Origin of the sequence: Pseudomonas sp. HB05 (assembly GCF_016756915.1) — a bacterium.
Classification (GTDB): Bacteria; Pseudomonadota; Gammaproteobacteria; order Pseudomonadales; family Pseudomonadaceae; genus Aquipseudomonas; species Aquipseudomonas alvandae.
Genome location: NZ_JAESPG010000039.1, coordinates 53,096 through 63,763 on the forward strand (window position 1 = coordinate 53,096; position 10,668 = coordinate 63,763).

Below are 10,668 nucleotides of genomic sequence, written 5' to 3' on the forward strand. Positions count from 1 at the left end.
CCACAGAAAACCGCTATCACACAGGGCTGCGTTCACGCAGCTCCTGCAACCGGTCAGCCCCACCTTCAACTATGCGATTCTGGATCAGCCGATCAGAGCCACCCTCGGCTACGCGATTCTGGATCAGTCGATCAGAGCCACCTTCAGCCACGCGATTCTGGATCAGTCGATCGGAGCCACCTTCGGCCACGCGATTCTGGATCAGTCGATCGGAGCCACCTTCGGCCACGCGATTCTGGATCAGTCGATCAGAGCCACCCTCGGCTACGCGACTCTCGATCAGCCGATCAGAGCCACCTTCAGCCAGTTGATGTGCAGCCTGTTCGTAAGACGACGGTGCGCTTTCGGCCGCGGCGATGTTCGACAGGGCGGCGCCGCCGACCAAGGTCAGGGCGATAGCCAGGGACGAGAGTTTCGGGAAATTGATCATGGTGGTTCTCCTTGCGCTTGATTGAGTGGACCGTGGCAGCGCAGGTGCTGCTGTCCGGTGAGTGCAGTTAAACGCGCAGGTGTATCGAGGATGTGTGCCCGAAAGGCATGAAATCAGCGAATTCGTATCAATCGGTTGCTTCTATACAGAGCGATACAAAACGCCTTGAAAAATTTCCCACCCGACCGGGACACGGCAGGGCTCCCAGCAGCGGTGACCGATAATCGCACGCTAGTTCCGCCTGGATCGGCCATCCGGTCTTGCAAGGTTATTGACCGAATTAACTGGGTAGTACATTTTAGCGGTCACCCAGCCTTGCCATGCCCAGGCGAGGCCATAATAAAAACAGAGGATCCCCTCATGCGTGCCCGTCAACCGAACTTGCCCTCATTGCATACCTCCCGTTCCGGAGCCTCCCGGGATATTCCAGCGTCGATCCGATAGCGCTCGCCCTGTCGCGCCGGCTGCAGGCCGGTGTCTGGTTCAACCTGTGAGGTGTTCAAGATGACAAAAGTCGTCGATCTGTATTTCAAGCTGCTCAAGTTGCTGATCGTGCTGTGCATGGTCGTGATGATCGTGCTGGTGTTCGGCAACGTCGTGTTGCGCTATGCCTTCAACTCCGGCATCAGCGTGTCGGAGGAGCTGTCGCGCTGGTTCTTCGTCTGGATGATTTTTCTCGGTGCCCTGGTGGCGCTCAAGGACCGCGCGCACCTGGGCATGAACAGCCTGGTCAAGCGCTTGCCGCCGGCAGGCAAGCGAGTTTGCCTGGTCATCGGGCACTTGCTGATGCTCTACATCTGCGGGTTGATCGTCATCGGCAGTTGGCAGCAGGCGGTCATCAACCTCAACGTGGTCGCGCCGGCTTCAGGCCTTTCGATGGCGCTGTTCTACGCCGCCGGGCTGGTGTTCGGTGTCAGCGCGACGGTCATCCTGGTGTACGAACTGTACTTGGCGTTGTTCGGCAAACTGCGGGATGAAGAGTCGTTGTCGGTCGAGGAAAGCGAAGCCGCGAGCATCACCCCTGACAATCTGAAGAGTACCCGCCCATGACACTGGCTATTTTCCTCGGGTCGCTGCTGGGCAGCATGGCGCTGGGCATCCCGATTGCCTTTGCCTTGCTGGTGGTCAGCGTCGCGTTGATGTTTTACCTGGACCTGTTCGACGCCCAGATCATCGCGCAAAACCTGCTCAATGGCGCTGACAGCTTTCCCCTGATGGCGGTGCCGTTCTTCATGCTGGCCGGCGAAGTGATGAATGTCGGCGGACTGTCCAAGCGCATCGTCAACATTGCCATGGCGTTGGTGGGGCATAAGCGCGGCGGGCTGGGTTACGTCGCGATCATCGCCTCCTGCCTGCTGGCGTCGCTTTCCGGTTCGGCCGTGGCCGATGCGGCAGCGCTGGCGGCGCTGCTGGTGCCGATGATGGTCCTGGCGGGGCACAACCGTGGGCGCTCGGCCGGGTTGATCGCCGCCGGCAGCACCATTGCACCTGTGATTCCGCCAAGCATCGGTTTCATCGTGTTCGGCGTGGCGTCCGGCGTGTCGATTTCCAAGCTGTTCCTGGCCGGTATCGTGCCTGGGTTGATGCTCGGCGTCGGGCTTGCCGCCGCCTGGTGGTTCATCTCCCGCCGTGAAAACGTCGAGACGCCACCCAAGCGTTCCCGTGCCGAAGTGCTGCGTACGCTGCTCGACGGCAGTTGGGCGATGGGCTTGCCACTGATCATCATCCTGGGCCTCAAGTTCGGCATTTTCACGCCCACGGAGGCGGCAGTGGTCGCGGCGGTCTATTCGCTGTTCGTGTCGCTGGTGATCTACCGGGAAATGAAGGTCAGCCAGCTCTACGAAGTGATCCTGTCTTCGGCCAAGACCACGTCGGTGGTGATGCTGTTGGTGGCGGCGGCCATGGTTTCATCGTGGCTGGTCACGATCGCCGACCTGCCGGGCCAGTTGGCGGACCTGCTTGCGCCGTTCATGGACAACCAGACGCTCCTGTTGCTGGTGATGATGGCGCTGATCATCCTGGTCGGTACGGTGATGGACATGACCCCGACCATCCTCATCCTGACCCCGGTATTGATGCCCGCGGTGATCCAGGCGGGGATCGACCCGGTGTACTTCGGCGTGCTGTTCCTGATCAACACTGCGATCGGCTTGATCACGCCGCCCGTGGGCACGGTGCTCAACGTGGTCTGCAGCGTGGCGAAGCTGGACTTCGAGGAAATCGTCCGCGGGGTCTGGCCGTTCATGATTGCGCAGTTTGTGGTGCTGTTGCTGTTGGTCCTGTTTCCGCAACTGGTCATGGGGCCGTTGAAATTCTTCACCGGATGACACCGGTGCTCGCTGGCTCGACCTTTAAAAACAATAATGATCGGAGAGTGACATGGGAAAACTGATGAAAACCTTGCTGGCCGGGGCCTGTGCGACGGGCTTGCTGTTGACCGGTGTAGCCAGCCACGCGGACGAGATCCGTGAGCGGACCTTGCGATTCGCCTTCCAGAACGTCAAGGAACACCCTCAGGGCCAGGGCGCGCAGAAGTTCGCCGACCTGCTCGGCGAAAAGAGCGGCGGCAAGATCAAGGTCCGCCTGTTCCCCGGTGGAACCCTGGGCGGCGACGTGCAAACGGTGTCGGCATTGCAGGGCGGGACCTTGGACATCACCGTGCTCAACTCCGGCATCCTGGCCGCCCAGGCACCGGATTACGCCATGCTCGATTTCCCTTTCCTGTTCAACAACGTCGAGGAGGCCCATGCGGTCATCGATGGGCCGGTCGGGCAGAAACTGGCGGCGCAACTGGACAGCAAGGGGTTGGTTGGGCTGGGTTACTGGGACCTGGGGTTTCGTAACCTGACCAACAGCAAGCACCCGGTGACCAAGCTCGAAGACCTGCAGGGCTTGAAGTTGCGTGTCATCCAGTCGCCGATCTACCTGGAGACGTTCACGGCCCTGGGTGCGAACCCGGTGCCGATGGCGTTTCCCGAGGTCTACACGGGTCTTGAGCAGCACACCATCGACGGCCAGGAAAACCCTTACACGGTGATTGAAGGCAACAAGTTCTACGAGGTGCAGAAGTATCTTTCCGTCACCGGCCACATCTTCAACCCGCAGTCGCTGATCATCAGCCAGAAAACCTGGAACCGCCTCAACGATGACGAAAAGGCGATGATTCGTGCCGCCGCAGCCGAAGCGCAGACCTACCAGCGTGAAGTCACCGCAGCGAGCATGGACAAGGCCAAGGCCACGTTGGCCGGTGCGATGACCGTCAACGAAATCACCCCGGCCGAGAAAGACCGCTTCCGCGAGCGCGTGCAGCCGGTGATCGACAAGTTTGCCAAATCGTTGGATGGCGACCTGGTGAAGATGATGTATGACGAAATCGCCAAGGTGCGGGCGGAGCAGTGAGACGAATGGGTCATCCCTGAACAGACCCAATCCTGTGGGAGCGAGCTTGCTCGCGATGGCGTCAGGTCAGTCACATCAGTTTTGACTGATATACCGCTATCGCGAGCAAGCTCGCTCCCACAGGGTTTTTGGTGTTTCAGCAAACGGTTATTGGGCAGCCGGCACCGCCAGCCACTGCCCAATCACCTTCTGGTAGCTGCCATTGGCCTTGCTCAGGTGCAGCCACTGGTCGACGTACATTTTCCAGGTGTTGTCGTCACGGGGCAGCAGGTAGGCTTTCTCGCCATATTGCAGGTAGTGCGTCGGGTTGACGGCGCACAGGCCGGGCTTGAGTTTCTGCTGGTAGAGCGCTTCCGAGGCGTCGGTGATCATGACGTCGGCGCGTTTCTCCAACAGCTCCTGGAAGATCGTCACGTTGTCATGGAAGGCCAACTGGCCCTTGGGCAGGAACGCCCGCACGAAGGCTTCGTTGGTGCCGCCGGCCGGCTCGACGAGGCGTACCGAAGGCTGGTTCAGCTGCTCGATGGTCTGGTAGCGCGACTGATCTTCGCAACGCACCAGCGGGATCTTGCCGTCGACGTCCAGGGTGTTGCTGAAATAGGCCTTCTTCTGGCGTTCCAGGGTGACCGAAATCCCGCCCATGCCGACGTCGCATTTGCCGGCCAGCATGTCTGGCATCAGGGTTTTCCAGGTGGTCTGGATCCACTGCACCTTGACGCCCAGGCTGGTGGCGAGTGAGCGGGCCATGTCGATGTCGATGCCTTCGTATTCCCCCGATTCGGCCTTGTAGGTGTAGGGCTTGTAGTCGCCCGTCGTGCACACCCGCAATTCACCCTGCTCAAGGATTCGATCCAGCTGTGACGGGGCAGGCTCGGCCAATGCACTGCCGCAGAGCGCCAGCAGGCCACAGAACGTCATCGTGCTTGTTATGGTTTTCATAAGGATGGGACGTCTCGCAAGGGAAGGGGACAAGACGACGGAGTGTAGTAAAACTGCCGGCGGGCTGTCACCGGAACGCCGAGGCGAATGATCAGCCTGAGGGGGTATCGAGCGCCCGCAGGTTTTCCAGGTAGGCGCAGAACATATCGGCCATGGCAGCGGCATACGCCTGGACTTCTTGCCGCGTGCGGGGCGTTGCCGAAAACCGTTTCCCCACGGAGCTGAGGGTCGCGATGATCAGCTCCCCGGCCAGGGCGCGGGTCTGCACGCCGGTATCCGGCAGCACCTGCTGCATGAACGCGTCCACCGATGCCTGCACCGAACTGCGCGCCGCCTGGTGCTCAGGCGCATCCCGATAAAGCGGCGCGGCGTCGTTGAGTGCGACGCGGATCTGGGCTTCGTCGCACTCGGATTGGATGAAGGCTTGCACAAGGGTTCGCAGCCGCTCCAGGGGCGGCTTGGCAGGATCTTCCAGGATGTCTCGCAACATATCGCTGGTCTGTCGCCATTCATCGCTTTGCAGCCGGAACAGGATCGCGGCCTTGTTCGGAAAGTACTGATACACCGACCCGACGCTCACGCCCGCCCGCTCGGCAACACGGGCCACGGTGAAACGTGGGGCGCCCTGCGTCGCCAAAACCTGAACAGCTGCCTCCAGGACCGCCGCCACGAGCTCGGTGGACCGAGCCTGTTTCGGTTGTTTGCGCGAGGAAATCTGCGGGCTTGGGCGTTCGGACATGAAGGTAATCACCGGGGAAAGGAATGCGAATAGGAAATGCGACGGATTATTCGTATCTTGAATGCGACTAATTGATCGCATTCTAGTCGGCTGCAGGAGCAGCGTTCAACGTCCCATCGCGTCCCTTTTCGCAGGTAAGGTTCATGACTCAAGAAAATGTCCATCACGGCGCCGCTCCGGCGCCTCAGGCAACCGTCGAGGCCAATCCGGTGCTCAGGTTGTTGCCGCTTACGTTGACCGTGTTCATCGGTTTTCTCCCCATCGGCCTGCAATTGCCGGTCTTGCCGCTTCACCTGCACGACACGCTGGGGATGGGCACGTGGGTGATTGGCCTGGTGGTCGGCGCGCAGTTCGCCGCGGCGCTGTTGTCGCGGGCCTGGGCCGGCAATTTTGCCGACATGCGCGGCGGCAAGCGTGCGGTCATGGCCGGGCTGGTGACGGCGGCGGTTTCCGCACTGGTCTATCTGCTGTCCCTGGCGTTCGTAGCCACGCCGGTGTTGTCGGTCTGGCTGTTGTTGGTGGGCCGCGTGTTGCTGGCGGTTGGCGAAAGCCTTGTGGTCACCGGCGCGTTGGGGTGGGGCATCGGCCTGGTAGGGCCGCAGCACGCTGGCAAGGTCATGGCCTGGAATGGCATCGCCATGTATGGCGCCTATGCATTGGGCGCTCCGTTTGGCGTGGCGCTCAATTCGGGCTGGGGATTCATGGGCATCGTCGTGGCGTCGATGTTTATCCCGCTGTTGGCCTTGGCGGTTGTCGCCGGTGTCCGCGCCGTTGCCCCGATGGCGACCCGGCGGACACCGTTCTACAAGATGCTCGGCGCCGTGTGGGTGCCCGGCATGGGCCTGGCGTTTTGCAGCGTCGGCTTCGGTGTTGTCACTGCGTTCATTGCCCTGTTGTTCGCGGCCAGGGATTGGGGCAACGCTTCCTTGGCGTTCACGGCGTTCGGCCTGGCATTCATCGGTGCGCGGCTGCTGTTCGGGCATCTCCCGGACAGGATCGGCGGTGCCCGTGTCGCGCTGGTCTGCGTGGTGATCGAGGCCGTGGGGCTGTTGCTGATCTGGGACGCCGATACGGCATTCGTCGCCTATGTCGGCGCGGCGTTTACCGGCTTCGGTTATTCCCTGGCATTCCCCGGTTTCGGCGTCGAAGCGGTGCGGCGTGCTCCGCCGCAGTCACGCGGCCTGGCCATGGGCGCCTATGTTGCATTCCTGGATATTTCCCTGGGTATCACCAGCCCGCTCGCCGGTGTGTTGGCCAGTGGTTGGGGCATCGAAGCGGTTTACCTGGGCGCTGCCGTCGCCGTCGCCTTGTCGTTCGGGGTGGCCTTGATGCTGCTCGGAAGCCGGGAAATACAAGTTCAATACAAATCCTGAGCCTTGTTCAGGTTATAGAAGACTTTCGATCGCTTTTTTCAGACAGGAGCGTTGCTCATGCACGTATTCGTTACCGGTGCCACGGGCTGGGTTGGGTCGGCCGTGGTGCGGGATCTGCTCGGCGCCGGGCATCAGGTCAGCGGCCTGGCCCGTTGCCAGGAAAAGGCTGCCGCGCTGGCCGCCACCGGCGCAAAGGTGGTTCGAGGAACGTTGGATGACTTGGATGTTCTGCACAACGCAGCCTCGGCGGCGGATACGGTGATTCACACCGCGTTCAATCATGATTTTTCACGATTTGCCGAAAATGCCGAGCAAGACCGCCGCGCGATCCTGGCATTGGGAGGCGCGTTGCAAGGCTCCGAGCGGCCTTTATTGGTGACCTCGGGCTTGTTCGGATTGACCCGGGGCGCCAGCGAGCTGGAAGTGGTCAGCCCGGCCTCGCCCCGCAAGTCGGAAGCCACGGCGAGGGACCTGGCCGAGCGCGGCGTGCGGGTGGCAACAGTCCGGCTGGCGCCCTCGGTTCATGGGGCCGGCGACCACGGGTTCGTACCGATCCTGATTCGCCTGGCCCGGGAGAAGGGCGTATCGGCTTACCCCGGCGACGGCAACCATTGCTGGTCGGGCGTGCATCGGCTGGATGCGGCACGGGTCTATCGGCTGGCGCTGGAGCAGGGTGTCACTCAGTCGGTCTACCACGCCGTGGCCGACGAAGCGGTGCCGTTCAAGGACATCGCGCAGGCAATAGGACGTGGCTTGGGTGTGCCGGTCGAATCCCGCGAGCGCGAGCATTTCGGCTGGTTCGCGCACATGGCGAGCGCGAACATGGCGGTGTCCAGCGAGTACACCCGTGGTTTGTTGGATTGGATGCCGAGCGGCCCGGGGTTGTTGGATGATCTTGAGCTGCCGGATTACTACCGCGCCGATTGAAATGAATAACCTGTGGCGAGGGAGCTTGCTCCCGCTGGGTTGCGCAGCGACCCCAATATTTTACGGTCGCTACGCAACCGAGCGGGAGCAAGCTCCCTCGCCACAAGGGGATCAGCGGGGAATGATCCCGTGATCGATCGCGTATTTCGCCAGTGCCGCAGGCTTGTCGATGTTGAGCTTGCGGCGGATGCTCAGGCGGTGGGTCTCGACGGTGCGTACGCTGATGTCCAGTTCGCGGGCCATTTCCTTGTTGTTGAGCCCCTGGACCATTTTCGCCAGGACCTGGCTCTCGCGTGGCGTCAGCTCGCTGTCGGTGCTCGGGTCGGTGGCCAGGCGCTGGGCAATCTCGGCGCTGTAGAAAGTGCCGCCGCCGATGATGGCCTCGATGGCGGCGATGATTTCCTTCGACGGCGAATTCTTCAGGACGTAGCCGCTGGCACCGGCGCGCACGGATTCGCTGACGTATTCATGATTGTCGTACATGCTCAGGATCAGGATCTTCAGGCCAGGGTATTGCTTGCCCAACTGCCGGGTCAGCTCGAGGCCGTTCATGTCCTTGAGGCCGATGTCCATCAGCAACAAATCCGGTTGGCAACGCCCGACCATTTCGATCGCCTGCGCGCCGTTCTCCGCTTCGCCGACCACGTCCAGCCGGGGCATGACGGACAGCAGGGCGCGGATGCCATCGCGGACCAGGGCGTGATCATCGACCAACGCGACGCGTATGGCGGGGGGCAGGTTCATCGGCAGGTGCTCTTGGTGGTGTAGGCGCGCATCAGCTTTCCGTGGCCGGCATGGTCATGGGCAGCAGGATATCCAGTTCGCTTCGTCCCGGCACCGATGTCATCTCCAGCCGCCCGCCAAAATGCTCGACTCGCTCGCGGATATTACGCAGGCCAATGCCGGCATGGCCACGTTCGACCTGCGGGACGTTGAAGCCCATGCCGTCGTCCACCACGGTCAGGCGCAAGGACTGGCCCGAGCCGAACAGGGTGATGGCGACACGTTTCGCCCCGGCATGCCGCTCGATGTTGGTCAGCGCTTCCTGGGCGATGCGGAACAGCGAGACCGGTGCGCCGTTTTCCAGGCGACAGTCGAATTCGTTGCTTCGGTAAGACACTTCCAGGCCGCTGCGCTGCTCGAATTCAGCCGCGAGCTGGCCGATGGCGGCGGGCAGGCCCAGGGTGTCGAGCAGTGAGGACCGCAGATCATGGGAGATGCTACGGATTTCGCCGATGGCTTCGCCCAGCCGGTCCGTGGCGTTCTTCAGGATGCCCAGGCCATTTTCCTGGCCGTTCTCGATGACATGGCTGGCGAGTTCGAACTGGAACTTGATCGACACCAGCAATTGGCTGATGCCGTCGTGCAGTTCGCGGGACACCCGTGAGCGTTCTTCCTCTTGAAGGCTGACGATGCGCTGGTTCAGGCGCTGCAGTTTCTTGTCAGCCAGGCGATGTTCGCTGACGTTGAGAGTGATGCCGCCGGCGAATACCAGCAGCACCGCCACCAGGGCGATGGCCGCGATGGCTTGCATGGTGGTGTGAATACCGTGGGCCACTTCGTCGCGGGCCTGTTGGGTGGCGCGTTCGACGTCTTCCAGGTAGATCCCGGTGCCGAGCATCCAGCCCCAGCGATCCAGCATCACGACGTAGGCCAGCTTGTCGGTCACCTGGCCGGAAGAAGGTTTGTTCCAGGCATAACGCTGGAAGCCTTCGCCGGATTCGGCGCTCTTGATCAACGCCTGGATGACTGGCAGGCCGTGGGGATCCTTCATGTCCCAAAGGTATTGCCCCACCAGTTCCGACTGCCGGGCATGCATCAGGCTGCGGCCTTGACGGTCGTAGACGAAGAAATAACCGTTGATGCCAAAACTGAGCTTGCGCAGCTCTTCCAGCACTTGCTGCTGCGCCCGCGCGTCGCCCTTGCCGTCGTCATACAGCGGGGCGATCAGGCTTTGCGCCATTTCCACGTAGTTCTTCAGCTCGGCGCGCTTGCTCGCCAGGATACTGTCTTCGATCAGTTGCGCCTGCTGGTCACCCAGTTGGCGGTTGAGCGAGATGACCAAGGCGCCGATGACAGCAATCGCCAGGACCAACGGCAGGATCCCCAGGGCGACGATCTTGTGTTTGAGCAGCATCTGTACTCCTGTCCCGACTCGGCGGGGAGGTGGATGGCGGGCATCATATGCCAAACCTGTGTGCGCTCAACAATCCTACCGGATACGGGGCTCAAAACTGTGGGAGCGAGCTTGCTCGCGATAGCGGCGTTTCAGTCAATGAAGTGTTGGCTGAAGATCCGCCATCGCGAGCAAGCTCGCTCCCACAAGGGGATTTAGCGAGTCCGCAAATCCCGAGCCCACCCCAAAACAACTGTGGGAGCGAGCTTGCTCGCGAAGGCGGTGGGTCAGGCAGATCATCATTAACTGACACTCCGCTTTCGCGAGCAGGCTCGCTCCCACAAGGGAATCGGGGTTCTACGTAGTACTACGGATTTATTTATTGACGGCATGCAGGGATATTGGGCCGGCTCCGAATAGCCGGGGCACACTATAAAAACAATCGCCGCAATCCTCTGGATATCGGCAGGAGACACGCAATGACAACCCGTCTGGTTAAACACCTCGCCTGGTTTGCCGTGGCTGTTCTGGGAGCCTGTGCGCTGAGCGTCGTGGCCTTGCGCCGCGGAGAGCCGATCAACGCCCTCTGGATCGTCGTCGCGGCAGTCGCCATCTACCTGGTCGCCTACCGCTACTACAGCCTCTTCATCGCCAACAACGTGATGCAACTCGATGCGCGCCGGGCCACGCCTGCCGTGCTCAACAACGATGGCCTGGACTACGTCCCGACCAACAAACACATTCT

At 61.5% G+C, this 10,668-nt stretch carries 11 protein-coding genes; 6 read left to right on the forward strand and 5 right to left on the reverse strand.

The window, feature by feature from the left end; genetic code table 11:
• Nucleotides 1–16: 16 nt before the first annotated feature.
• Nucleotides 17–430 (reverse strand): hypothetical protein, encoded by a 414-nt coding sequence (locus tag JMN22_RS24265; RefSeq protein WP_206768700.1) that lies wholly within the window; start codon nucleotides 428–430, stop codon nucleotides 17–19.
• Nucleotides 431–934: 504 nt separating this feature from the next.
• On the opposite strand from JMN22_RS24265, the gene JMN22_RS24270 reads away from it, so the two are divergent.
• The 3 genes from JMN22_RS24270 to JMN22_RS24280 are packed head-to-tail and all read left to right on the forward strand — an operon-like array spanning nucleotide 935 to nucleotide 3,829.
• The gene (locus tag JMN22_RS24270) at nucleotides 935–1,480 is read left to right on the forward strand and encodes a TRAP transporter small permease (RefSeq protein ID WP_198798290.1); all 546 of its coding nucleotides are present in this window, start codon (nucleotides 935–937) and stop codon (nucleotides 1,478–1,480) included.
• A complete protein-coding gene (locus JMN22_RS24275; RefSeq protein WP_030142584.1) occupies nucleotides 1,477–2,757 on the forward strand; it encodes a TRAP transporter large permease subunit in 1,281 nt (426 codons plus the stop codon). Before JMN22_RS24270 ends, JMN22_RS24275 begins: the two co-directional genes overlap by 4 nt.
• Before the next feature lie 52 nt (nucleotides 2,758–2,809).
• Nucleotides 2,810–3,829, forward strand: a complete 1,020-nt coding sequence (locus JMN22_RS24280; protein WP_198798291.1) for a TRAP transporter substrate-binding protein — start codon at nucleotides 2,810–2,812, stop codon at nucleotides 3,827–3,829.
• A gap of 147 nt (nucleotides 3,830–3,976) precedes the next feature.
• Here the strand turns inward: JMN22_RS24280 and JMN22_RS24285 are convergent, their stop codons facing one another.
• Together JMN22_RS24285 and JMN22_RS24290 are read right to left on the reverse strand one after the other, a co-directional pair.
• Nucleotides 3,977–4,768: a transporter substrate-binding domain-containing protein gene (locus JMN22_RS24285; RefSeq protein WP_198798292.1), complete on the reverse strand. Its 792-nt coding sequence runs from the start codon at nucleotides 4,766–4,768 to the stop codon at nucleotides 3,977–3,979.
• A 91-nt stretch (nucleotides 4,769–4,859) separates the two neighbouring features.
• The gene (locus JMN22_RS24290; RefSeq protein ID WP_198798293.1) at nucleotides 4,860–5,507 is read right to left on the reverse strand and encodes a TetR family transcriptional regulator; all 648 of its coding nucleotides are present in this window, start codon (nucleotides 5,505–5,507) and stop codon (nucleotides 4,860–4,862) included.
• Between the two features lie 143 nt (nucleotides 5,508–5,650).
• Here JMN22_RS24290 and JMN22_RS24295 point away from each other — a divergent pair, with 143 nt between their 5' ends.
• Nucleotides 5,651–6,880: an arabinose transporter gene (locus JMN22_RS24295; protein ID WP_198798294.1), complete on the forward strand. Its 1,230-nt coding sequence runs from the start codon at nucleotides 5,651–5,653 to the stop codon at nucleotides 6,878–6,880.
• A 57-nt stretch (nucleotides 6,881–6,937) separates the two neighbouring features.
• The gene (locus JMN22_RS24300; protein WP_198798295.1) at nucleotides 6,938–7,807 is read left to right on the forward strand and encodes an SDR family oxidoreductase; all 870 of its coding nucleotides are present in this window, start codon (nucleotides 6,938–6,940) and stop codon (nucleotides 7,805–7,807) included.
• Nucleotides 7,808–7,918: 111 nt separating this feature from the next.
• Here the strand turns inward: JMN22_RS24300 and JMN22_RS24305 are convergent, their stop codons facing one another.
• Nucleotides 7,919–8,551 (reverse strand): response regulator, encoded by a 633-nt coding sequence (locus JMN22_RS24305; RefSeq protein WP_030142578.1) that lies wholly within the window; start codon nucleotides 8,549–8,551, stop codon nucleotides 7,919–7,921.
• A gap of 31 nt (nucleotides 8,552–8,582) precedes the next feature.
• Nucleotides 8,583–9,944, reverse strand: coding sequence for a cache domain-containing protein (locus JMN22_RS24310; RefSeq protein WP_181289746.1), 1,362 nt, complete (start codon nucleotides 9,942–9,944; stop codon nucleotides 8,583–8,585).
• Between the two features lie 458 nt (nucleotides 9,945–10,402).
• Here JMN22_RS24310 and JMN22_RS24315 point away from each other — a divergent pair.
• A partial coding sequence (locus JMN22_RS24315; protein ID WP_272929154.1) for a carbon starvation CstA family protein occupies nucleotides 10,403–10,668 on the forward strand: 266 nt, incomplete at its 3' end.

Coding starts and splice junctions, on each gene's coding strand:
- JMN22_RS24265 (WP_206768700.1), bottom strand. CDS start 430: ATGATCAATTTCCCGAAACTCTCGTCCCTGGCTATCGCCCTGACCTTG.
- JMN22_RS24270 (WP_198798290.1), top strand. CDS start 935: ATGACAAAAGTCGTCGATCTGTATTTCAAGCTGCTCAAGTTGCTGATC.
- JMN22_RS24275 (WP_030142584.1), top strand. CDS start 1,477: ATGACACTGGCTATTTTCCTCGGGTCGCTGCTGGGCAGCATGGCGCTG.
- JMN22_RS24280 (WP_198798291.1), top strand. CDS start 2,810: ATGGGAAAACTGATGAAAACCTTGCTGGCCGGGGCCTGTGCGACGGGC.
- JMN22_RS24285 (WP_198798292.1), bottom strand. CDS start 4,768: ATGAAAACCATAACAAGCACGATGACGTTCTGTGGCCTGCTGGCGCTC.
- JMN22_RS24290 (WP_198798293.1), bottom strand. CDS start 5,507: ATGTCCGAACGCCCAAGCCCGCAGATTTCCTCGCGCAAACAACCGAAA.
- JMN22_RS24295 (WP_198798294.1), top strand. CDS start 5,651: ATGACTCAAGAAAATGTCCATCACGGCGCCGCTCCGGCGCCTCAGGCA.
- JMN22_RS24300 (WP_198798295.1), top strand. CDS start 6,938: ATGCACGTATTCGTTACCGGTGCCACGGGCTGGGTTGGGTCGGCCGTG.
- JMN22_RS24305 (WP_030142578.1), bottom strand. CDS start 8,551: ATGAACCTGCCCCCCGCCATACGCGTCGCGTTGGTCGATGATCACGCC.
- JMN22_RS24310 (WP_181289746.1), bottom strand. CDS start 9,944: ATGCTGCTCAAACACAAGATCGTCGCCCTGGGGATCCTGCCGTTGGTC.